The following is a 21,019-nucleotide window of genomic DNA, read 5'->3' as shown; positions in this document are numbered from 1 at the left end:
GTAACTTCTTGCGCCATGACGGCAGAACCCGTGGCGGTCCCCCACGTCGTGCACGTCGACCTCTCCGGTCGCGTCGCGCTGGTGACCGGTGGTGGCAGCGGCATCGGACGGGCCTGCGCCCTGCGCCTGGCGGCGGCCGGCGCGGCGGTGCTGGTGGTCGACCGCAACGTGGAGGCGGCCAAGGCGGTGGCCGCGGAGGCGGGCGGCCGGGCGGAGGGTGTCGACCTGGCCGACCCGGAGGCGGTGGACCGGCTCGACGTCGACGTGGACATCGTCGTCAACAACGCCGGTCTCCAGCACGTCGCGCCGGTGCAGGACTTCCCCGTCGAGCGCTTCGAGTACATCCAGCGGGTGATGGTGGAGGCGCCGTTCCTGCTGATCCGCCGGGCGCTGCCCCGGATGTACGCCAACGGGTGGGGCCGGATCGTCAACATCTCGTCGGTGCACGGGCTGCGGGCCTCGCCGTACAAGGCGGCGTACGTCTCGGCCAAGCACGCCCTGGAGGGGCTGTCGAAGGTGGTGGCACTGGAGGGCGCCGCGCACGGGGTGACCGCCAACTGCATCAACCCGGCGTACGTGCGGACCCCGCTGGTGGAGAGCCAGATCGCCGACCAGGCGGCAAGCCACGGCATCGGCGAGGACGAGGTGGTCGAGAAGATCATGCTGGCCCGGGCGGCGATCAAGCGGCTGATCGAGCCGGAGGAGGTGGCCGAGCTGGTCGCGTACCTGTGCTCGCCGCCCGCGGCGTTCATCACCGGCGCCTCGATCGCCCTCGACGGGGGCTGGACGGCCAACTAGTGGCCTCGCGCACAATGTCGGTCATGTCGTCGCCGGTCGAGTTCCTGGAGCTGCTGGCGCGGGAGGCCGCCGCGGTCGAGTTCGAGGGTCCGCTGGTCGCCGCCCGCGCCGCCGGCCTGCCCGCCGAGCGCATCGCCGAGCTGGAGCAGGCGAAGCTGGTGGCGCTGCGGGTCCGCGGGCTGCTGGAGCGGCGGCGCCGCCGGGAGACCGAGCTGTCCGGCCTGTACGACACGGCCAGCGACCTGGCCGGCCTCCGCGACCTGGACGACGTGCTGCGGGCGATCGTGCACCGGGCGCGGATCCTGCTCGGCACCGACGTGGCCTACATGACGCTCAACGACGACGAGCGCGGCGACACCTACATGCGGGTCACCGACGGCTCGATCTCGGCGCGGTTCCAGCGGTTGCGGCTGGAGATGGGCGACGGCCTGGGCGGCCTGGTGGCGCAGACCGGCACCCCGTACGTCACCTCGAACTACCAGGAGGACGACCGGTTCAAGCACACCGGGGAGATCGACGGCGGGGTGGGCGAGGAGGGCCTGGTGGCCATCCTGGGCGTCCCGCTGCGGCTCGGGTCGAGCGTGATCGGCGTGCTGTACGCGGCCAACCGCTCCGCCCGGCCGTTCGCCCGGGAGGAGGTGTCACTGCTGGTCTCGCTGGCCGCGCACGCCGCGGTGGCGATCGACACCGCCCGGCTGCTGGCCGAGACCCGGTCGGCGCTGGAGGAGCTGTCGGCGGCGAACAGCACGATCCGGGCGCACAGCAGCTCGGTGGAGCGGGCCGCCGCCGCCCACGACCGGATGACCGCCCTGGTGGTGCGCGGCGGCGGGATGGAGGACGTGGCGGCGGCGGTCACCGAGGTGCTCGGCGGGGCGCTGCTGGCGCTGGACGCCGAGGGACGGCGGCTGGCCCGGGTGGGCGAGATCGAGGAGCCGGACCGGGCGGACATCGTCGAGGCGGTGGCCGCCTCCCGGACCGAGGGGCGCAGCGTCCGCCGGGGCCCGCTCTGGTATGCCGCCGTGGTGGCCGGCGCGGAGAACCTGGGCGCGCTGGTGCTGCGCCCGGACGGCGAGCTGGTCGACGCCGACCAGCGGATCCTGGAGCGGGCGGCGCTGGTCACGGCGCTGCTGCTGCTGTTCCGCCGGACGGTGGCCGAGGCGGAGGGGCGGGTCCGCGGCGAGCTGCTGGACGACCTGATCGCCCGGCCGCTGCGGGACACCGACGCGCTGCGCAGCCGGGCCCGCCGGCTCGGCGTGGACCTGGACGCCCCGCACGTGCTGGTGGCGGTCGGCGACGACGCGATCGCCGCCACCGGCTCGGCCCGGCAGCGGGTGTTCTCCTGGGCCACCACGTACGCCTCGACGCGGGGCGGGCTGGCGGCGGCGCGCGACGGGCGGGTGGTGCTCATGCTGCCCGGTCAGGACGCGGGCGGTGCGGCACGGGCGGTGGCCCGGGACCTGTCGCGGGTGACCGGCCGGCCGGTGACCGCCGGGGCGAGCGGGCCGTCGACCGGCCCGGCCTCGTTGGCCACCACGTTCGCCGAGGCGGAGCGGTGCCTGACCGCGCTGGGCGCGCTGGGCCGGGCCGGGCAGGGGGCGAGCACCGCCGAGCTGGGCTTCGTGGGGTTGCTGCTGGGCGCGGTCGGCGACTCGGGTGACCGGGACGTGGCCCGCTTCCTCACCGCGACGGTGGGGCCGGTGGTCGACTACGACGCCCGGCGGGGCACCGCGCTGGTGAAGACGCTGGAGGCGTATTTCGGGGTGGGTGGCAGCCTGGCCCGGGCGGCGGAGCTGCTGCATGTGCACGTCAACACGGTGACCCAGCGGTTGGAGCGGGTCGGTCAGCTGCTCGGCGCGGACTGGCAGAAGCCGGAGCGCGCCCTGGAGGTGCAGCTCGCCCTGCGCCTGCACCGGCTGCGTACGCCCGCCGGCTGAACCGCGCCCGACTCACCGGGCGGGGAGTCCGTCCAGGACACCGTCGGCGATCTGTGGTTCTGGACAACTTCTCCCCGCATAACCACCCCAGGTCCGCGCCGGGTACGACCAACCGGGCGAGGTGGTATTCTTGCCGGCCTATGCGTCCTGACTGGGCTGAATCAAGGCCGAGTTCGCTGCCGTGCGGTACTCACCCTCAACGACCGCGACTATCGGCGGCCACAATCGTCGGCTGAGCCGACGCGCCAAATCGAGATTCGTATACACCGCCCGCTCCAAGATACGCCATGTGGATTACCGGTTCAAGGTCGCCCAGCGGACACCAGTCCAATACTGCCGATTCCGCTGCACCCATTGATCACCGAGAGAGTGGTGGTTATGATTCCGTGGCTGCGTCACACCGACGTGAGTCCACTGTCCACTGTCCAAAGGAGACACAGTATGAGCAAGTTCACTGGCCGCCGGGTCGCCTCGGTGCTTGCAGGCGCGGGAGCGTTCGTGCTAATCGCCTCAGTGCCGGCCCAAGCGGCTTCTTACTTCCGCGGATACGAGGGGAGCGACTACGCGGGGGTAGGCGCTGACCGCCGGTGGGTCGAGGTGTGCGACATCGAGAAGGACGGCAACGGCGTATATGCCACCTTCATTGTCAGGGGCAGCACGGGCGGCAACACGGTCGGCGACGGCAATGGCTCGGCCGCCGGCTGCGGGAACAGAACGTTCAGCGGCGACGTCCTCGGGTTCTCCATTTGCGAGGACCAGCCCATCGGCAACTCTTCCTGCAGGACTTACACTCTGTAGGGTGGCAATATGGTCGCATTGGACAGCCCTGCGGTCACGTCGTAATGCGTCGAATGTTGCGGACATTTCTTGAGGAAAATCGCTAGTTAACTGAGCGTGAGTGCGCCGAGGAGAGGCTATCCCCTATATCGGGGGTGGCCTCTCCTTCAAATCTTCCACCACCCGGCCGTCGCCCTACGTTGTCGATTCCCTGCCACGGCAGCCGCCGTTTCGGTTTCATGGCCAGAGCTCGAGGTTGAGGTGGGGCGGGCAGATCCCGGGACGGCGAGGGCAGCCAACGCGAGGGTGGTGAACCGAATGTGCCAGGAGTCCCCGCGACCTGGTGCTGGTCCAGGGCCGACCCGGCTCATGGCGGGCTGGAAGCTGCGCCTGGCCTGGGCGGCGAGCCCCACGGGTGGCGCCCGCTGACCCGTCGAACCTGCGGGGTCAGCGGGCGCGCAGGCCGTCCAGGACGGCGTCCACGATCCGCTCGGGCAGGATCCGCTCGTCCAGCTCGGGGTGCCAGTGCAGCATCCGCTGGGCCAGCATCGGCGCGGTGAGCAGCGCCATGGCCAGCTCGACGTCGAGGTCGGCGCGCAGCTCCCCGCTGTCCACCGCGCGGCGCAGCACCTCGCGCATCGCCTGGCGCCGGGGCTCGATGATCGCCTCGTAGGCCTGTCGGTGGGCCGAGCTGCGGCTCACCTCGGGCACCAGGCACGGCATGATCTTGCGGACCCGCGGGTCGACGTGCTGGCCCACGGCGCCGACCAGCAGCACCAGATCGTCGCGGACCGAACGCCCGCCGGTCCGGGGCGGGACGCCCTTGAGCCGGCGCAGCGCGTCCAGCAGCAGCGCGTCCTTGCCGGACCAGCGGCGGTAGATGGTGGCCTTGCCCACACCGGCGCGGGCGGCGATCGCCTCGATGGAGAGCGCCTCGATGGTGCTGCCCTCGGCGAGCAGGTCGAGGGTGGCCTCCACGATCGCCTCGTCCGCGCGGACGCTCCGCGGTCGCCCGGGCGACCGCGGAGCATCAGCCGTCGAAGTCATGTCAGACATTGTCCCCGAACCTACGCGGTCCCGGCCAACTCCGGCTCGGTGGCCGGCTGCGCGTCGGTCTCGATCACCGGGCGGCCCGGCATCCAGCGCAGCACGATGATCATGCCGAGCAGCGCCACCAGGGCCGAGACTCCCGCCGCCCAGTGCATCGCCGCGACGAACGAGTCGTTCGCCGCGTCGATGAGCCGGGGCGCGCCGGCCCCGAGCCGGCCGGCGACGGCGTACGCCCCGGAGATCGACTCCTGGGCCGCGTCACGGACCGGGGCGGGCAGGGCGGACACGGTCGAGGCCACGTCGTTGCGGTAGACCGCGGAGAGCACCGAGCCGAGCACCGCCACGCCGAGCGCGCCGGCCACCTGGCGGACGGTGTTGCTCACCGCCGAGCCGACACCGGCCTTCTCCCGGGGCAGCGCCGACATGATCGACTCGGTGGCGGGCGGCATGATGTTGGCCATCCCGGCCCCCTGCACGAAGCCCAGCGCCGAGAAGATCCAGATCGGGGTGTCCGCGTCGATGAACACGAACGCCCCGAGCGCGGCGGCGGTAAGCAGCAGCCCGACCCCGGCGACCGCCCGGCCGCCGTAGCGGCGGACCATGGCGGCGCTGCGCGGCGCGAAGATCAGCTGGGCGGCCGCGAAGGGCAGGAAGAGCAGGCCGCTCTCCAGCGGGCTGTAGCCGCGGACCAGCTGGAGGTAGAACGCGCCGAAGAACATCACGCCCATGGCGGCGAAGAAGACCAGGCCGACCAGCGCCACCGGGGCGGCGAACCGGGGCACCCGGAACAGCCGGACGTCGAGCGACGGGTGGTCGCTGCGCAGCTCGTGCGCGACGAACCAGCCGAGCACCGCGAGCCCGCCGATGATCGACACCCACACCCGCGACCGGTCGAAGCCGTGCTCGCCGCCGTCGATGATGCCGTAGGTGAGGGCGACCAGGCCGACGACGGAGAGCAGCACGCCGAGCAGGTCGACCCGGCCCGGCCGGGGGTCGCGGGACTCCGGGACGAGGGCGGCGACGAGCACCACGCCGAGCACCACGACCGGCACGTTGATCAGGAAGACCGAGCCCCACCAGTAGTGCTCCAGCAGGGCGCCCCCGAGCACCGGGCCGATGGCCACGGCCAGGCCGACCGCGCCGGCCCAGACGCCGATCGCCTTGGCCCGCTCGCGGGGGTCGAAGACGTTGGAGATGATCGACAGGGTCACCGGCATGATGGCCGCGCCGCCGACCCCCATCAGCGCGCGGGTGGCGATGAGCTGGCCCGGGTCCTGGGCGTAGGCGGAGAGCAGCGAGGCCAGCCCGAACAGGGCCAGGCCGACCATCAGGAAGCGCTTGCGGCCGAGACGGTCGCCGAGGACGCCGAAGGTGAACAGCAGCCCGGCGAAGACCAGGGTGTAGGAGTTGATCGCCCACTCCAGCTCGCCCTGGCTGGCCCCGAGGCCGTGCACCGGGTCGGCGAGGGTACGCAGGGCGACGTTGAGGATCGTGTTGTCGAGGACGACCACGAGGAGGCTGATCACCAGCACCCCCAGGATCGCCCACCTCCTCGGGTGTCCGGTGTTCTCGTGCGGTTCCACTCGGGTTCTCCCCCCGACTCACCCGCGTCAAATACGATACGGGACAGACTCGTAACGCTGCCGAGCGTAGGTGAGAGTGTTTCGATACGGAACCGGTTCGTATCGTTTGTGTCCCAGCTCACCGCGCTCAGCCGGGCGGGCCGGCGGCCAGGGCCAGGCGGAGCAGCGCGTCCCGGGCCGGCAGCAGCCGGCGCGCCTGGGAGAGCCGCCCCGCCCACCGGGCCCCCGCCGCGATCCGCTGGGCCGGCCGGCGGCGGCGCCGGTCGTACGCCCGGAGCGCGGCGGCCGGATCGTCGGCGTCGCGCAGGCAGTCGGCCAGCGCCACCGCGTCGATCAGCGCCTGGCAGGCGCCCTGCCCGAGGTCGGGGGTCATGGCGTGGGCGGCGTCGCCGAGCAGCGCCACCCGACCGGACACGTAGGACGGCAACGGGGTCAGGTCGCGGACCTCGTGCCGCAGGATCCCCGCCGGATCGAGTGCGTCGAGCAGCCGCGGGATCGGCTCGTGCCAGTCGCCGAAGAGCCGGCGCAACTCCGCCCGGTCGTCGGCCGGCGCCGGGCGACCCTCGGGCCGGGCCACCGCGGCGTACCAGTTGGTCCGCCCCGGGCCCGCCGGGGTCAGGCCGAACTTGCGCCCCCGCCCCCAGGTCTCGCCGCCCTCCGCGACCTCGACGTCGGCCACGCCGCGCCAGGCCACCGTGCCGGCGTAGCGCAGCGGGTAGCGGTCGCCGTGCAACGCGGCGCGCACCGTGCTGTTGATCCCGTCCGCCCCGACCACCAGGTCGTACGCCTCGACCAGGGCGCCCGGGTCGGCGACCGGCGCACCGAAGCGCACCACGTCGGCGGGCAGCGCGCCGGCCAGCACGGCGAGCAGCACCGGGCGGGTGACCAGGTGCACCGGCTCGCCGTGCCGCCGGGCCAGCCGGTCGACGTCGAGGGTGGCGATCCGGCTGCCGTCGGGCCGCCGGAAGGCCCCGCCGGCCTGCGGGCGCCCGGCCCGCCGCACCTCCGCCCCGACCCCGAGGGTGTCCAGGGCGCGCAGCGCGGCCGGCCAGATGCCGAGGCCGGTGCCGGTCGCGGGCAGCGCCGCGGACCGCTCCAGGACGGTCACCTCCCAGCCGGCGGCCCGCAGCCCGAGCGCCGCCGCCAACCCACCGATTCCGCCACCGACCACCACCGCGCGCCCGCCCATGCCGGCACCGTACTACAGATGTAGTCGCCGCCACTACGGCTGTAGTCTGTCCGCTGTGACGGACCGGCGACAGCTCCTGCTCGACGCGGCCATCCGGGTGCTCGGCACCCGGGGCCTGCGGCAGCTCACCCACCGCGCGGTCGACGCCGAGGCGGGCCTGCCGGAGGGCTCCGCCTCCAACCAGTTCCGCACCCGCGACGCTCTCGTGGCCGGGGTGTTCGACCGGCTCGTGGAGGTCGAGACGGTGGCCTGGCAACGGCTCGCCGCGGACCTGCCGCCGGGCGACGTGGACGCCTTCGTCGGCGTGCTCGGTCGGCTGATCCGGCAGCTCGTCGGCGAGGGCCGAGTGGTCACGCTGGCCCGGCACGCGCTCTTCGTCGAGGCGGCCGTCCAGCCGGCCTTGCGCGGGGCGATCGCCGCCGGCCGGGAACGGCTCGCCGCGTGGGGGCTGCCGCTGCTCGCCGGGCTCGGCTCGGCCGACCCGCCGGCCCACTTCCGGATGCTGCTCGCCCTCGTCGACGGGCTGTTCAGCAACGAGCTGGCCTGCCCCGAGGAGGACTTCGACCCGGAGTCGGCCGTCGCCGCCCTGCTCCGCGGCATCCTGCCGGGCTGAGCCGGCGCTGGTCGACCGGGTCGGCACGCGACGTGCCCCCGGGCGGCACTCCGCCACCCCGGGGGCACGTCCGGTGAGCTCAGCCGCGGCGGGTGGCTCGCCAGCGCCGGGCCAGGTGGGCGATCGTGCCCCAGATGCCCCGCCGGAACAGCAGCACGACGAGGACGAAGATGCCGCCGGTGACCAGGCCGATGGCCTCGAAGCCGGAGAACGACAGCCAGTCCTCCAGGCGGACCACCAGGGCCGCCCCGAGCACGCCACCCCAGAGGGTGCCGATGCCGCCGAGCACCACCACGATGACCGCCTTGCCGGAGGTGGTCCAGTGCAGCACGTCCAGGGAGACGAACCGGTGGCCGACCGCGAAGAGCCCGCCGCCGAGCCCGGCCAGGAAGCCGGAGAGGACGAACGCGGTCAGCTTGTAGCGGTGCACCGGGTAGCCGAGCGCGCGGGCCCGGGCCGGGTTGTCCCGGATGCCGACCAGCACCCGGCCGAACGGCGAGTGCACGATCCGCCAGGCGGCGAGCAGGCCGAGCAGCACGATCGGCAGGATCGCGTAGTAGAAGTAGTAGTCGTCGGAGAGGTCGGCGCCGAAGAACTCGCGGGGCACGCCCTGGAGGCCGTTCTCGCCCTGGGTGACCGAGCGCCACTCGTTGGCCACGTAGTAGACCATCTGGGCGAAGGCCAGGGTGACCATGGCGAAGTAGATGCCGGTGCGCTTGACCGCGAGATAGCCGATCGGCAGCGCGAGCAGCGCCGCGGCCAGGGCGCCGGCCAGCACGGCCGCCGGGAAGGGCAGGCCGGCATGGATCGCCACCAGCCCCGTCACGTACGCCGAGGTGCCCCAGAACGCGGCGTGCCCGAAGGACATGAGCCCGGTGAAGCCGAGCAGCAGGTCCACCGAGACGGCGAAGAGCGCCCAGCACAGGATGTCCACGGCCACCGCCGGGTAGAGCCCGTTCGGCAGCCAGAGCGCCACGATCAGGCCGGCGGCGAGCAGCGCGTACCGGACCCAGCCGGGCGCCCGGGCGACGGTGAGCAGCCCGGACGGCGGCGTGCGACGGGCCGACTCCTCGGCGGGGGTGTCGACGGCACTCGTCATGCCGGTGCCTCCTCACGGCCGAACAGGCCGGCCGGCCGCCAGAGCAGCACCGCGGCCATCACCACGAACACGACGGTCTGCGACACGATCGGGAATTCCGACAGGTACGCCTCGCCCCAGGCCTGGATCAGGCCGATGCCGAAGCCGGCGGCGACCGAGCCGAAGATCGAGCCGAGCCCGCCGATCACCACGACCGCGAAGACCACGATGATCAGGTCGGCGCCCATGAGCGGGTTCACCGCCCGCATCGGGGCGGCGAGCACCCCGGCCAGCCCGGCCAGGGCGATGCCGAAGCCGAACACCGGGGTGACCCACTTCCCCACGTCGATGCCGAAGGCCCGGGTCAGCTCGGGGCGCTCGGTGGCGGCCCGGACCACCATGCCGACCCGGGTCCGGCCGAGCACCCACCAGACCGCGGCGCAGAGCAGCACGGTGAAGCCCAGGATGAAGACCCGGTAGGTGGGGAAGTCGAAGAGTCCGAAGTCGACCGTCCCGCTCAGCTCGGCCGGGGTGGCGTACGGGCTGGACTGCACGCCGTACCGGGACTTCACCAGGTCTTGCAGGATCAGCGTGAGGCCGAAGGTGAGCAGGAAGTTGTAGAGCGGGTCGAGCCGGGTCAGCCGGTGGATCACCGCCCGCTCCAGCACCATGCCGAGCAGGCCCAGCGCCAGCGGCATGATCACCAACGCGGCCCAGAACGGCACGCCCGCCTCGGCGAGCAACACGTACGCCCCGAAGGCGCCGAGCATGTAGAAGGCGCCGTGGGCGAAGTTCACCACCCGGAGCATGCCGAAGATGACCGCGAGCCCGAGGGCGAGCAGGGCGTAGAACGCCCCGCCCACCAGCCCGTTGAACGTGTTCTGCAGGAAGCCCGACATCAGCTCGTCACATCTTGCAGTCCGACGACGGCGTACGGAACGCCTCGGCCGCCGGGATGGTCTTGAGGATCTTCACGTAGTCCCACGGCTCGCCGACCTCGGCCTGCGGCTTCACCTGGGCCAGGTAGGCGTCGTGGATGACCCGGTGGTCCTCGGCGCGGATCTTGCCGTTGCGCAGGAAGAGGTCGTTGACCTCCTTGCCCTCCAGGCCCTTGACCACGGTGTCCGCGTCGTCGGTGCCGGCGGCCTGCACGGCCTCCAGGTACTGCATGGCGGCGGAGTAGTTGGCCGCGTGGGCGAAGGACGGCCGGGTGCCGGTCTCCTTCTGGAACTTGTCGGCCCACTCCCGGTTCTGCTGGTCGAAGTTCCAGTACCAGGCGTCGGTGTAGGTGGTGCCGGCGAGCGCGGCCGGGGTCAGCGAGTGGATGTCGGTGATGAACATGAGGCCCACGGCCAGCCCGACGCCCTTGTCCCGCAGCTTGAACTCGTTGTACTGCTTGACCACGTTGACCAGCTCGGCGCCGGCCTGCATGGTGCCGAGCACCTGCGGCTTCGGGTTCAGCGTCGGGGCCTTCAGCAGGAACGAGGAGTAGTCGCCGCTGGTGTTCGGGAACGGCGCGCCGTCCTTGCCGACGACCTGCCCGCCCGCGGCGGTGATGGCGGCGGAGAAGCTCTTCTCCATGTCCTGCCCGAAGGCGTAGTTCGGGTAGAGGATGTACCAGTTCTTGCCGACCTGCTCGGTGGTCACCGTGCCGGTGCCGTGGGCCAGCATGTAGGTGTCGTACGCGTAGTGGAACGTGTACTTGTTGCAGCTCTTGCCGGTCAGGTCGGTGGTCGCCGCGCCGATGTTGAAGTAGAGCTTCTTCTTCTCCTTGGCCACGTCGGCGACCTTGAGCGCGGCCGACGAGGTCGGCACGTCGAGGATGGCGTCGACGCCCTTGCGGTCGTACATCTCCTGGGCCTTGCTGTTGGCCACGTCCGGCTTGTTCTGGTGGTCGGCCGTCTCCACGCTGATGTTCTTGGTGACGGCCTTGTCGCCGTACTTGGCCTTGAAGTCGGCGATGGCCATCTCCACGGCCTTGACCGAGTTGCGCCCGGACAGCTCCGAGTAGGCCCCGGACTGGTCGTTGAGCACACCCAGCACGATCTTGTCGCCGCTCAGCTTCTGGTCGCCGCCGGACTGCGGCCCACCACCGCCACAGCCCGCGACCAGCACCGCCGCCGCCGAGGCGGCGACCACACCCACGCTCCTGCGCATGTCGAATCCTTCCGTACCGCGCGGTCCGCGCGGGTCAGCCGTCGTTTGTCAGATCCCCAGGTACGCCAGCAGCTCGCGCTCCCGCGAGCGCACCTCGGAGTTGTCCATCGCCTCCGCGATCCGTCCCTCGGCCAGCAGGTAGTGCCGGTCGGCGACGCCGGTGGCGAAGTGCAGGTTCTGCTCGACCAGCAGCACGGTCACGCCGTGCTGCTTGGCCTCCCGCAGCAGGTCACCGACCTGCTGCACGAGCAGTGGGGACAGGCCCTCGGTGGGCTCGTCGCAGAGCAGCAGCCGGGCGCCCATCCGCAGCACCCGGGCCAGGGCGAGCATCTGCTGCTCGCCGCCGGAGAGCATGGTGGCCGCCGAGTCGCGCCGGGCGTAGAGGGCGGGGAACGCCTCGTACACCCGCTCCAGCGGCCACGGGTCGGGGCCGACCCGGGGCGGCAGGGTCAGGTTCTCGGTGACGGTCAGGGTGGCGTACGCGCCCCGGTCGTCGGGGACCCAGCCGAGCCCGAGCCGCGCCCGCTTGTACGCCGGCAGCCTCGTGACGTCCCGGTCACCGAAGCTGACCGTGCCGCGCTGGCCCGGGTGCAGCCCCATGACGGAACGCAGCAGGGTGGACTTGCCGGCGCCGTTGCGCCCCACCAGGGTGACCACCTCGCCGGCGGCCACCTCCAGGCTCACCTCCCGCAGCACCTGGGCCTCGCCGTACCAGGCGGAGAGGTTCTCAATGCGCAGCATCCGCGGCTCCCAGGTAGGCGGTGATGACCCGCTCGTCGGCGCGGACCTGCTCGTACGGCCCCTCGACCAGGACCTTGCCGGCCTGGAGGACGGTGACCGTGTCGGCGAGCCGGCCCACCACGCTCATGTTGTGCTCGACCATGACCACGGTCCGGCCCTCGCGGACCCGGGCGATCAGGTCGACGGTGCGGTCCACGTCCTCCAGCCCCATCCCGGCGGTGGGCTCGTCGAGCAGCAGCACCTTCGGGTCGAGGGCGAGTGCGATGGCCAGTTCCAGGGCGCGCTTGCGCCCGTACGCGAGGGCCTCGGCCGGGGCCTCGGCCAGCTCGGCGAGGCCGACCATGGCCAGCAGTTCGTCGGCCCGGTCCCGGTAGCGGCGCATCAGCTTGGCCGAGCGCCAGAACCGCCAGCCCAGCCCGCTGGCCGACTGGAGGGCCAGCTCGACGTGCTCCCGCGCGCCCAGCTGCGGGAAGAGGCTGGTGATCTGGAAGGAGCGGGCCACGCCGAGCCGGGCGACCCGTTCCGGGGGCAGGCCGGTGACGTCCCGGCCGGCCAGCTCGATCCGGCCGGCGCTGGGCGGCAGGAATCCGGTGAGCAGGTTGAACAGGGTGGTCTTGCCGGCGCCGTTCGGCCCCACCAGGGCGTGCACGGTCTCCGGCGCCACGTCGAGGTCGACCCCGTCGACCGCCCGGAAGCCCCGGAAGTCCCGGGTCAGCCCACGGGCCGACAGGATCGCTTGCCCGGCCATCGCCTCACCCTCCGCAGGTCCGTCCCACGCCGGCCAGGTCGGTGACCGGGGTCACAGGGCCGACGCGTGCAGGAAACCTACGGCGCACCGGCAGAGTCGAGCCATGTCGATCCCCCACACATTCGCCCCGGTTGGGGCGGGCCCGCCCACCATAGGGGGCGGGCCCGAACGTGGGCATCCCGACGAATCGTCGGCCGTCGACATGTGGTGCGCCACCGTCACCGGACTGTCGCGTACTCCGGCAGGTCGAACCCGTCGGCCTTGCTGAAGAAGAGCCGGGTGGCGAGCCCGCGCAGCGGGCGGGAGGTCATGGCCCGCATCGACGCGTCGCGCATCCGGATCGCGGTCCGGCTGGCCGGCAGGAAACCGGCGATGCCCCCGCCGGGGATCTCCTGGCCGCGGGTCACGTGCGGCCGCAGCAGCTCCTCGTAGCGGCGGTAGGCGCGCGCGTGGTCGCCCCGCGCCGCGGCCAGCTCGCCGGCCAGCAGGTACGCCCCGACCAGCGCGAGGCTGGTGCCCTGCCCGGTGAGCGGGGACGGGCACCAGGCGGCGTCGCCGAGCAGCGCCACCCGCCCGGCGCTCCACCGCTCCATCCGCACCTGGCCGTACCGGTCGAAGTAGAAGTCGCCGGCCTCCGGTGCGGCGGCCAGCAGCTCGGCGGCGCGCCAGCCGACGTCGGCGAAGCGTTCGGCGAGCAGCCGCTGCTGTGCGGTCCGGTCCCGCCGGTCCACGTCGAGTTCCGGCGAGCGGAAGCTGAAGAGCGCGGCGGTCCGGCCGTCGCGGGTGGGGCGGGTGCCGACCACCCGGCCGCCGGGCGCGTTGTGCAGCAGGAACCAGCCGGTCGCGTCCCGGTGCGGGGTGGAGAAGTAGGCCAGGTACGCGCCGAGCGGCCGGACGTACGCCGACTCGGGGCCGAAGGCGAGCGCCCGGGTGCGGGAGTGCGAGCCGTCCGCGCCGACCACCAGGTCGACGGTGCGCGGGGCGGAGTGGGCGAAGGTGAGCCGCACCCCGTCCCCGGTCTGCGCCAGCGTCTCGATCGAGTCGTCGAAGAGGTACTCGACGTCGTCCCGGGTCGCCTCGTACAGCAGCCGGGCCAGGTCGCCGCGCTCGATCTCGAGGTCGGCGACGATGCCCTCCCCGCCGAAGGCGTGCACCGGCAGCCGGGCGCGCACCTCGCCCCGCTCGTCCACGTACGCCATGCCCTTCTCCCGGAGGGCCTCGGCGCGGACCCGGGCGGTCAGGCCCATCCGGTCGACCACCTCGCGGGCGGTCCCCCGCACGTCGACCGCCTGGCCGCCGGGTCGTAGCCCGGGGGCGCGTTCCACCACGGTCACAGCGAAGCCGTGCCGGCGCAGCCAGAAGGCGAGGGCGGGGCCGGCCACGCCGGCGCCGGAGATGAGCACGGTCCTGTCGTTCATGATGGTCTCCCGAGTTCGCGCGTACACCGTCCATCCGGTGCCGGGAGGACGCTAAGGTCCGGCGTGCCCCGGGCGCTGCCGGCGACCTAGTACGCTGCCCGGTCCGGCCAGCCCGGCGGCCCCGGTGTACTAGTACGCTCCGCAGCGGAGGTGGTCGGGATGTCGCAGCGCGGTCAGGGTCCGGAGCCGCCGTACCGGCGGATCGCCGCGGAGATCCGCCGCCGGATCGACCTGGGCGAGCTGCGGCCCGGCGACCGGGTGCCCTCGGCCCGGCAGCTCACCCGCGAGCATGGCGTGGCCATCGCCACCGCGACCCGGGTGCTCGCCCTGCTCCGCGCCGAGGGGCTGGTGCTGACCCGTCCGGGCGCCGGCACCGTGGTCGCCGAGCCACGGCGGGAGTCGGCGCGGCCGGAGCCGGAGCTGAGCCGGGAGCGGGCGCTGCGCACCGCGGTCGCGCTGGCGGACTCCGGCGGCCTGGCCGCGGTGTCCATGCGGCAGATCGCCGCCGAGCTGGGCGTGGCCACCATGTCGCTCTACCGGCACGTGCGCGGCCGGGACGAGCTGATCCTGGCGATGGCCGACGCGGTGCTGGCCGACGCCCCGCTGCCGGCCACCGAGCCGGTCGGGTGGCGCGCCCGGCTGGACCTGCTCGCCCGGGCGCAGTGGGCCGTCTACCGGCGGCACCGCTGGGCGCCGCACGTCATCTCGATCGCCCGGCCGCAGCCGCTGCCGCACGGCATGGCGCACACCGACCGGGCCCTGCGGGCCACCGCCGGCCTCGGCCTGGACCGGCAGGTGCGCTGGCACGTGGCGATCACCCTGATGGCCTACGTGAAGGGCATCGCCACGAACCTGGAGATGGGCGCGCAGGCGGTGCAGGACACCGGCCTCACCCACGATCAGTGGGTCGACCGGCAGCAGGCCACCTTCCAGCAGATGATGGCCGGCGGCGGGCTGGCCACGATGGACGCCCTGACCGCCGGCGGCGTCGACGTGGACCTGGAGACCGTCTTCGACTTCGGCCTGCGCCGGCTGCTCGACGGCATCGCCGCGCTGATCGAGGGCGGGCCCGGCCCGGAGGTCAGTCCGGGAACGTGACCACCCAGCGGGCGCCCTCGCCGCGGGCCAGCCGGTCCAGCGCCGCGGGCGCCTCGGCCAGCGGGAGGGTGCCGCTGACCAGCGGCGCCAGGTCCAGGCTGCCGTCGGCCAGCGCGCCGGCCAGCTCCGGCACCTCCCGGTCCGGGTCGGACGAGCCGTAGACCGAGGAGCGCAGGGTGCGGGCCGAGTGGAAGATGTCCAACGCCGACAGGCTGAGCAGGTCGTCCCTGGCGCCCATGCCGACCACGGTGACCGCTCCCCCGCGCCGGGTGCAGCGCCAGGCGGCCCGGATGGTGACGGACCGGCCGACGCACTCGAAGGCGTGGTCGACGCCCCGACCCTCGGTGCGCGCCCGCACCTCCTTGGCCAGGGTGTCGTCGGAGCGGAGGAAGTCGGTGGCCCCGGCGGCGAGGGCGAGGTCCCGCTTGGCCTCGGCCACGTCGACGGCGAGAATCGGGCCCGCGCCGGCCCGCCGGGCGGCGGTGAGCACGGCGAGGCCGACCCCGCCCAGGCCGATCACCGCGACCGACTCGCCGGGGGCGACCCGGGCGGTGTTGCGGACCGCGCCGGTGCCGGTGAGCACCGCGCAGCCGAGCAGCGCGGCCTGCTCCGGCGGCAGGCCGGCGGGAACCGCGATGGCGGCCCGCTCGGGCACCACCACCTCCTCGGCGAGCGCGCCGAGACCCAGGGTGACCTGGAGCGGGCCGCCGTCGGCGGTCTCCCCACGGGGCACCGAGGGCCCGGTGTTGGCGGTGCAGAGCCAGGGCTCGCCGTGCCGGCAGTGCCAGCAGGCGCGGCAGGCGGGCGCCCAGTTGAGCACCACGGGCGTGCCGACGGCCAGCCGGGTGCCGGGGCCGGCCTCGGCCACCACGCCGGTCGCCTCGTGCCCCAGCACCAGCGGGTACGCGGGCGTCACGGTGCCGTCCACCATGGCCAGGTCGGAGTGGCAGATGCCGGCGGCCCGGATCCGGACCCGCATCTCGCCGGGGCCGGGGTCGGGCAGGCGTACCTCCTCGACGGCCGGGGTGGCGCCCCGGCCGCGGACCACGAGCGCTCTCACCGCTGGATCGCCTTCAGCTCGGTGAACTCCTCGACGCCGTAGCCGCCCAGTTCGCGGCCGAGGCCGGACTGCTTGTAGCCGCCGAACGGGGCGAGCGGGTTGAACGCGCCGCCGTTGACGTCCACCTGGCCGGTACGCAGCCGCCGGGCCACGGCGAGCGCCGCCTCCTCGTCGGCGGACCAGACCGCGCCGGCCAGCCCGTACCGGGAGTTGTTGGCGATGGCGACCGCCTCGTCGGTGTCGGCGAACGGGATGACCGCGAGCACCGGGCCGAAGACCTCCTCCTGGGCGAGGGCGCTGTCCGGGTGCACGTCGGCGAGGACGGTGGGGGCGACGAAGTGCCCGCGCGGCGGCAGCGGCGCGTCCGGGCCGCCGGCGACGAGCCGGGCGCCGTCGGCGAGGGCCCGGTCGACGTGCCCGCGGACCCGCTCGGCCTGGGTGGCGGAGACCAGCGGGCCGAGCCGGGTGGCCGGGTCGAACGGGTCGCCCAGCCGGTAGCCGGCGACGGCCGCCGCGACCAGGTCCAGCGCCTCGGCGTAGCGGTCGCGGTGGACCAGCATCCGGGTCCAGGCGGTGCAGGTCTGGCCCGAGTTGAGCAGCGCGTTGCCGACGCCGACCTTGACGGCGGTGAGCAGGTCGGCGTCGGCGAGGATCACGTTGGCCGACTTGCCGCCGAGTTCCAGGGCGACCCGGGCGATCCGGTCGGCGGCCAGGTGGGCGATCCGCCGGCCGGTGGCCGTGGAGCCGGTGAACGAGACCAGGTCGACGTCGGGGTGGGCGGCGAGCGCCTCGCCGACCACCGGCCCGGTGCCGGGCACCAGGTTGACCACCCCGGGCGGCAGCCCGGCCTCGGTGACCGCGTCGAAGAGCAGGTACGCGGTGAGCGGGGTCAGCTCGCTGGGCTTGAGCACCACCGTGCAGCCGGCGGCCAGGGCCGGGGCCACCTTGGCGACCACCTGGTGCAGCGGGTAGTTCCACGGGGTGATCGCGCCGACCACACCCACCGGCTCGCGGACCACGAGGGAGTTGCCGACGGTCCGCTCGGCCGGCGGGCTCGCGGCCAGGTCGACCATGGTGCGCAGCACGGTGAGCGGCAGGCCGGCCTGCACCCGGGTGGCGAGCTTGAGCGGGGTGCCCAGTTCGAGGGCCACGGTGCGGGCGATCTCGTCGGCCCGGGCGGCGAGCGCGGCGTGCAGCCGGTCGAGGTGGGCGGCCCGCTCGGCCGGGGCGGTGGCGGCCCAGCCGGGGAAGGCAGCCCGGGCGGCGGCGACGGCCCGGTCCACGTCGGCTGCGGTCCCGGCGGGGACCTGCCCGACGATCTCCCCGGTGGCCGGGTTCTCGACCGGAATCGTCTCGCCGTCCGCCGGGTCGACCCAGTCCCCGGCGACGTGCAGATGGCGGCGGACCAGCAGGGCGGGGGGCGCGTCGGCGAGATCCATGTCGTCCTTCCCGGGCGGAAACTAGCGCTGGAAGTTTTGACGCTACTCCGGACCCGTGGCCGGTTCCAGGGGGGTGACCGTCCGGGCGTACTCGGCCGCCAGGCCGTGCAGCAACGCGTCGAGGCCGAGGGTGAACGCGCCCTCGTCGACGCTGCGCTGGTGGCCGCGCAGCCGATGGGCCTGCTTGAGGTGCGGATGGGCCGCATACAACTCGGGGTCCTCGACGAAGCCGCGGGCGAACGAGCCGAGCGCCGAGCCGGCCACGAAGTAGCGCAGCGCGGCGCCGATGTGGGTGGCCCGGGCCGGCGGCCAGCCCGCCCGCACCAGGGCGCCGTAGACGGCGTCGGCCATGGCCAGCGCGGCCGGTCGCCGGCCCGGCCCCTGCGCCAGGTAGGGAACGATGTTCGGGTGCGCGGCCAGCGCCGCCCGATAGGACCGGGCCCAGCGGCGCAGCGCCTCGACCCAGTCGTGGCGGTCGAAGACGCTGACGTCGACGGTCGCCGTGACGCTGTCGGCCACCGCGTCGAGGATCTCGTCCTTGGTGGCGAAGTGGTTGTAGAGCGAGGGGCCCTGCACGCCGAGCGCGGCGGCCAGCCGCCGGGTGGAGAGCGCGCCGAGCCCGTCGGCGTCGATCAGCGCGAGCGCGGTCTCGACGATCCGGTCCCGGTTGAGCAGGGCCTGGCGGGGACGCGGCATGTCAGGCCACCCGCGCCGGGCCGAGGCCGCCGCCGCGCGCCCGGTCGAATCCCGCCACGCCGCCTCCCCCCGTTGGAAACACCTGCTCACGCACCCTAACCGGGGCACCGCCGCCAAACCTCACCGCGACGGTCGGAGGAGGGGTCTGGACGGATGAAAACTTACACCGCTAGTTTAAGGGCGACCGCCGCCGCCCGCGGCGATCTCCAAGGGCGGAGTCGTCACCGACTCCGCCATCCACTGCCACGCCGAAACGAGGGAGCATCGTGGACTTCGCACTGTCCGACGAGGAACGGGCCGTCCGGGACACCGTGCGCGCCTTCGTCACCCGCGAGGTGCTGCCGCTGGAGCAGGAGGTGCTGCGCCGCGAGCGCGCCCACCAGCCTGGCCTGGACCGCTCCGAGCTGCGCGAGTTGCAGCTCAAGGCGAAGAAGTTCGGCTTCTGGGGCCTGGCCACCCCCGAGGAGTACGGCGGGATGGACCTGCCCGCGGTGCTCCAGTCGCTGATCTGGACCGAGCTGGGCCGCTCGTTCGTGCCGTTCCGCTTCGGCGGCGAGGCGGACAACATCCTGTTCCACGCCACCGACGAGCAGAAGCGCGAGTTCCTCCTCCCCACCATCGAGGGGGAACGGATCTCCTGCTTCGCGATCACCGAGCCGGGCGCCGGCTCGGACGCCGCGAACATCAAGCTGCGCGCCCGCCGCGACGGCGACGACTGGGTCCTCGACGGCGAGAAGACGTTCATCACCAACGGCAACGACGCCGACTTCGCCATCGTGGTGGCGGTGACCGACCCGGAGAAGGGCGCCCGCAACGGCGGCGCGACCGCGTTCCTGGTGGACCGGGCGATGGGCTGGCGGTCGGAGTTCATCCAGACCATGGGCGAGGGCGGGCCGGCGTCGCTGATCTTCGACGGCGTCCGCGTGCCGCACCGCAACATCCTCGGGGAGATCGGCCAGGGCTTCACGCTCGGCATGGAGTGGATCGGGAAGGGCCGCTACACCATCCCCTCGCATGCCATCGGCATCGCCGAGCGGGCCCTGCAGATGGCGATCGACCACGCCAACACCCGGGAGACCTTCGGCGCGAAGATCGGCACCAACCAGGCGATCCAGTGGATGATCGCCGACTCGGAGACCGAGCTGGAGGCGGCCCGCTGGCTGGTGCTGCGCTCGGCGTGGACGGTCGACCAGGGCCTGGACCCGCGGCACGCCTCGTCGATGGGCAAGCTCTACGGCGCCGGCATGGTCAACCGGGTGGTCGACCGGGTCCTCCAGATCCACGGCGGCATGGGCTACACCCGGGAACTGCCGATCGAGCGCTGGTACCGGCAGGTGCGGCTGTACCGGATCTTCGAGGGCACCGACGAGATGCAGCGGCTGATCATCTCCCGCGACCTGCTGCGCGGCTACACGAAGATCGGCGGCCACCTGGCCTGAGTCCCGGGGGTGCGCCCGCCCGGTCCCGGGGCGGGCGCGCCCCTGCTCAGCCGGCCAGCGCCGCCACGGCCCGGTCGACGTCGTCCTCCGTGGTGTAGAGGTGGAACGAGGCGCGGACCCGTCCGGCGCGGACCGCCGCGCGCACCCCGGCCCGGGCCAGCTTCTCCTGCGCGTCCGGCACCTCGACGGCGACGATCGCGCTGTCGCCGGGGGGCCGGCCGAGTCCGGCCAGGAACCGGTTGGCCAGCGCCACGTCGTGGGCGTGCACGGCGGGCAACCCGATCTCGGCGAGCAGCTCCAGGGCGGGCGCCGCGCCGACGTAGCTGAACCAGGCCGGCGAGATGTCGAACCGCCGGGCGTCCTCGGCCAGCCGCAGCGGCGGGCCGTAGTAGGACGACTGGGGATCCCGGCCCGCGTACCAGCCGGCCGCGTCGGGACGCAGCCGCTCGCGCAGCGCCGGGGCCAGGTAGGCGAACGCCGCGCCGCGCGGGGCCATCAACCACTTGTACGCCGCCACCGCGACCACGTCGGCCAGCGCGGCGTCGAAGGGCAGCCAGCCCGCGGCCTGCGTGGCGTCTACCGCGACGAGGGCGCCGTGCGCCCGGGCCGCCGCGACGATCGTCTCGTACGGGGCGACGGTGCCGTCCGAGGACTGCACGAGGCTGAAGGCGACCAGGTCGGTGTCGGCGTCGATCGCGTCGACCAGACCGGCCAGCGGCACGGTGCGGACCCGCACGCCCCGCTCCTCCTGCACCAGCCAGGGAAAGAGGTTGGAGGTGAACTCCACCTCCGGGACGACCACCGTGGCGCCCGCCGGCAGCGCGGCGGCCACCGGGGCGAGCAGCTGCGAGGCCGTGCTGCCGATCGCCACGTCCGCCGGGGCCACCCCGACCAGCCGGGCGAACGCGGCGCGGGCCCGGCCGACCGACTCGCCCCAGCCCTCGAAGGAGACCCGTCCTGCCCGCCAGTCGGCGAGCACGTCCTGCACCGCCGCCCAGGCCGGGTCGGGCGGCAGCCCGTAGGTGGCGGTGTTCAGCCAGCCGGCCTCCGGCTGCCACAGCTTCTGCGCCTGTTCCAGGTCCATGCCACCGACGCTAACGATCATCATCGGCGACCGGGACGAGGCCCAGGCCGTGCTCAGCGGGCAGCGCCCGTTCGACGAGGCGACCATGCTGGACGAGGACGAGCCGCCGGCCGGCGG

The 21,019-nt window shown here is 73.7% G+C and carries 19 protein-coding genes; 6 read left to right on the top strand and 13 right to left on the bottom strand.

Annotated features, from left to right (window positions below; genetic code table 11):
• The first annotated feature begins 15 nt into the window (after positions 1-15).
• From ABZV78_RS24955 to ABZV78_RS24945, 3 genes are all read left to right on the top strand, one after another.
• Positions 16-798, top strand: coding sequence for a 3-hydroxybutyrate dehydrogenase (locus ABZV78_RS24955; RefSeq protein WP_355642266.1), 783 nt, complete (start codon positions 16-18; stop codon positions 796-798).
• Between the two features lie 14 nt (positions 799-812).
• On the top strand, positions 813-2,732 hold the full coding sequence (locus ABZV78_RS24950) for a helix-turn-helix domain-containing protein (protein ID WP_355642264.1): 1,920 nt from the start codon (positions 813-815) through the stop codon (positions 2,730-2,732).
• A gap of 441 nt (positions 2,733-3,173) precedes the next feature.
• On the top strand, positions 3,174-3,530 hold the full coding sequence (locus ABZV78_RS24945) for a hypothetical protein (RefSeq protein WP_355642262.1): 357 nt from the start codon (positions 3,174-3,176) through the stop codon (positions 3,528-3,530).
• 426 nt (positions 3,531-3,956) lie between these two features.
• Here the strand turns inward: ABZV78_RS24945 and ABZV78_RS24940 are convergent, their stop codons facing one another.
• The 3 genes from ABZV78_RS24940 to ABZV78_RS24930 all read right to left on the bottom strand — a co-directional run bounded on the left by ABZV78_RS24940 (position 3,957) and on the right by ABZV78_RS24930 (position 7,331).
• Positions 3,957-4,565, bottom strand: a complete 609-nt coding sequence (locus ABZV78_RS24940) for a TetR/AcrR family transcriptional regulator (RefSeq protein ID WP_355642260.1) — start codon at positions 4,563-4,565, stop codon at positions 3,957-3,959.
• An 11-nt stretch (positions 4,566-4,576) separates the two neighbouring features.
• Positions 4,577-6,142, bottom strand: a complete 1,566-nt coding sequence (locus ABZV78_RS24935; protein ID WP_355642258.1) for an MFS transporter — start codon at positions 6,140-6,142, stop codon at positions 4,577-4,579.
• 127 nt (positions 6,143-6,269) lie between these two features.
• A complete protein-coding gene (locus tag ABZV78_RS24930) occupies positions 6,270-7,331 on the bottom strand; it encodes an FAD-dependent monooxygenase (RefSeq protein ID WP_355642256.1) in 1,062 nt (353 codons plus the stop codon).
• A 55-nt stretch (positions 7,332-7,386) separates the two neighbouring features.
• On the opposite strand from ABZV78_RS24930, the gene ABZV78_RS24925 reads away from it, so the two are divergent.
• Positions 7,387-7,944 carry a TetR family transcriptional regulator gene (locus ABZV78_RS24925; protein WP_355642254.1) on the top strand — a complete coding sequence of 186 codons (558 nt, stop codon included), beginning with the start codon at positions 7,387-7,389 and terminating at the stop codon, positions 7,942-7,944.
• A 79-nt stretch (positions 7,945-8,023) separates the two neighbouring features.
• Here ABZV78_RS24925 and ABZV78_RS24920 read toward each other — a convergent pair whose 3' ends face one another.
• From ABZV78_RS24920 to ABZV78_RS24895, 6 genes are all read right to left on the bottom strand, one after another.
• Positions 8,024-9,043, bottom strand: coding sequence for a branched-chain amino acid ABC transporter permease (locus tag ABZV78_RS24920; protein WP_355642252.1), 1,020 nt, complete (start codon positions 9,041-9,043; stop codon positions 8,024-8,026).
• Positions 9,040-9,921, bottom strand: coding sequence for a branched-chain amino acid ABC transporter permease (locus ABZV78_RS24915; protein WP_355642251.1), 882 nt, complete (start codon positions 9,919-9,921; stop codon positions 9,040-9,042). Before ABZV78_RS24915 ends, ABZV78_RS24920 begins: the two co-directional genes overlap by 4 nt.
• Positions 9,922-9,928: 7 nt before the next feature.
• Positions 9,929-11,179, bottom strand: a complete 1,251-nt coding sequence (locus tag ABZV78_RS24910; RefSeq protein ID WP_355642250.1) for an ABC transporter substrate-binding protein — start codon at positions 11,177-11,179, stop codon at positions 9,929-9,931.
• A 48-nt stretch (positions 11,180-11,227) separates the two neighbouring features.
• Entirely contained in the window at positions 11,228-11,920 is a 693-nt protein-coding gene (locus ABZV78_RS24905) for an ABC transporter ATP-binding protein (protein ID WP_355642248.1), read from the bottom strand.
• Positions 11,907-12,668 (bottom strand): ABC transporter ATP-binding protein, encoded by a 762-nt coding sequence (locus ABZV78_RS24900; RefSeq protein WP_355642246.1) that lies wholly within the window; start codon positions 12,666-12,668, stop codon positions 11,907-11,909. The genes ABZV78_RS24905 and ABZV78_RS24900 overlap by 14 nt, the downstream gene beginning before the upstream one ends.
• A 218-nt stretch (positions 12,669-12,886) precedes the next feature.
• On the bottom strand, positions 12,887-14,086 hold the full coding sequence (locus ABZV78_RS24895) for an FAD-dependent monooxygenase (RefSeq protein WP_355642244.1): 1,200 nt from the start codon (positions 14,084-14,086) through the stop codon (positions 12,887-12,889).
• Positions 14,087-14,245: 159 nt separating this feature from the next.
• On the opposite strand from ABZV78_RS24895, the gene ABZV78_RS24890 reads away from it, so the two are divergent.
• Positions 14,246-15,184, top strand: a complete 939-nt coding sequence (locus tag ABZV78_RS24890; RefSeq protein ID WP_355642242.1) for a TetR/AcrR family transcriptional regulator C-terminal domain-containing protein — start codon at positions 14,246-14,248, stop codon at positions 15,182-15,184.
• Here ABZV78_RS24890 and ABZV78_RS24885 read toward each other — a convergent pair.
• From ABZV78_RS24885 to ABZV78_RS24875, 3 genes are read right to left on the bottom strand one after another with little or no spacing between them, the layout of a single operon-like run.
• Positions 15,168-16,244: a zinc-binding dehydrogenase gene (locus ABZV78_RS24885; protein ID WP_355642240.1), complete on the bottom strand. Its 1,077-nt coding sequence runs from the start codon at positions 16,242-16,244 to the stop codon at positions 15,168-15,170. The two genes, ABZV78_RS24890 and ABZV78_RS24885, sit on opposite strands and share 17 nt — an antisense overlap.
• Positions 16,241-17,683, bottom strand: coding sequence for an aldehyde dehydrogenase family protein (locus ABZV78_RS24880; protein ID WP_355642238.1), 1,443 nt, complete (start codon positions 17,681-17,683; stop codon positions 16,241-16,243). The genes ABZV78_RS24885 and ABZV78_RS24880 overlap by 4 nt, the downstream gene beginning before the upstream one ends.
• A 42-nt stretch (positions 17,684-17,725) precedes the next feature.
• Complete coding sequence (locus ABZV78_RS24875; protein ID WP_355642236.1) at positions 17,726-18,379, bottom strand: TetR/AcrR family transcriptional regulator C-terminal domain-containing protein; 654 nt, start codon at positions 18,377-18,379, stop codon at positions 17,726-17,728.
• A 266-nt stretch (positions 18,380-18,645) separates the two neighbouring features.
• Between ABZV78_RS24875 and ABZV78_RS24870 the strand changes: the two genes are divergently transcribed.
• Positions 18,646-19,818, top strand: coding sequence for an acyl-CoA dehydrogenase family protein (locus tag ABZV78_RS24870; RefSeq protein ID WP_355642234.1), 1,173 nt, complete (start codon positions 18,646-18,648; stop codon positions 19,816-19,818).
• Positions 19,819-19,864: 46 nt separating this feature from the next.
• On the opposite strand, the gene ABZV78_RS24865 is transcribed toward ABZV78_RS24870, so the two are convergent.
• On the bottom strand, positions 19,865-20,902 hold the full coding sequence (locus ABZV78_RS24865) for an aminotransferase class V-fold PLP-dependent enzyme (RefSeq protein ID WP_355642232.1): 1,038 nt from the start codon (positions 20,900-20,902) through the stop codon (positions 19,865-19,867).
• Positions 20,903-21,019 lie beyond the last annotated feature (117 nt).

The organism is Micromonospora sp. NPDC004540, from assembly GCF_040610095.1.
Lineage (GTDB): Bacteria > Actinomycetota > Actinomycetes > Mycobacteriales > Micromonosporaceae > Micromonospora.
The sequence above is the reverse complement of the archived record's forward strand: the minus strand, read 5'-3'. Positions and strand labels throughout refer to the sequence as shown.

Bases quoted from the DNA above. Each gene is read 5' to 3' on its own strand.
- ABZV78_RS24955 (WP_355642266.1), top strand. From the start codon at position 16: ATGACGGCAGAACCCGTGGCGGTCCCCCACGTCGTGCACGTCGACCTC.
- ABZV78_RS24950 (WP_355642264.1), top strand. From the start codon at position 813: ATGTCGGTCATGTCGTCGCCGGTCGAGTTCCTGGAGCTGCTGGCGCGG.
- ABZV78_RS24945 (WP_355642262.1), top strand. From the start codon at position 3,174: ATGAGCAAGTTCACTGGCCGCCGGGTCGCCTCGGTGCTTGCAGGCGCG.
- ABZV78_RS24940 (WP_355642260.1), bottom strand. From the start codon at position 4,565: ATGTCTGACATGACTTCGACGGCTGATGCTCCGCGGTCGCCCGGGCGA.
- ABZV78_RS24930 (WP_355642256.1), bottom strand. From the start codon at position 7,331: ATGGGCGGGCGCGCGGTGGTGGTCGGTGGCGGAATCGGTGGGTTGGCG.
- ABZV78_RS24920 (WP_355642252.1), bottom strand. From the start codon at position 9,043: ATGACGAGTGCCGTCGACACCCCCGCCGAGGAGTCGGCCCGTCGCACG.
- ABZV78_RS24915 (WP_355642251.1), bottom strand. From the start codon at position 9,921: ATGTCGGGCTTCCTGCAGAACACGTTCAACGGGCTGGTGGGCGGGGCG.
- ABZV78_RS24910 (WP_355642250.1), bottom strand. From the start codon at position 11,179: ATGCGCAGGAGCGTGGGTGTGGTCGCCGCCTCGGCGGCGGCGGTGCTG.
- ABZV78_RS24905 (WP_355642248.1), bottom strand. From the start codon at position 11,920: ATGCTGCGCATTGAGAACCTCTCCGCCTGGTACGGCGAGGCCCAGGTG.
- ABZV78_RS24900 (WP_355642246.1), bottom strand. From the start codon at position 12,668: ATGGCCGGGCAAGCGATCCTGTCGGCCCGTGGGCTGACCCGGGACTTC.
- ABZV78_RS24895 (WP_355642244.1), bottom strand. From the start codon at position 14,086: ATGAACGACAGGACCGTGCTCATCTCCGGCGCCGGCGTGGCCGGCCCC.
- ABZV78_RS24890 (WP_355642242.1), top strand. From the start codon at position 14,246: ATGTCGCAGCGCGGTCAGGGTCCGGAGCCGCCGTACCGGCGGATCGCC.
- ABZV78_RS24880 (WP_355642238.1), bottom strand. From the start codon at position 17,683: ATGGATCTCGCCGACGCGCCCCCCGCCCTGCTGGTCCGCCGCCATCTG.
- ABZV78_RS24875 (WP_355642236.1), bottom strand. From the start codon at position 18,379: ATGCCGCGTCCCCGCCAGGCCCTGCTCAACCGGGACCGGATCGTCGAG.
- ABZV78_RS24865 (WP_355642232.1), bottom strand. From the start codon at position 20,902: ATGGACCTGGAACAGGCGCAGAAGCTGTGGCAGCCGGAGGCCGGCTGG.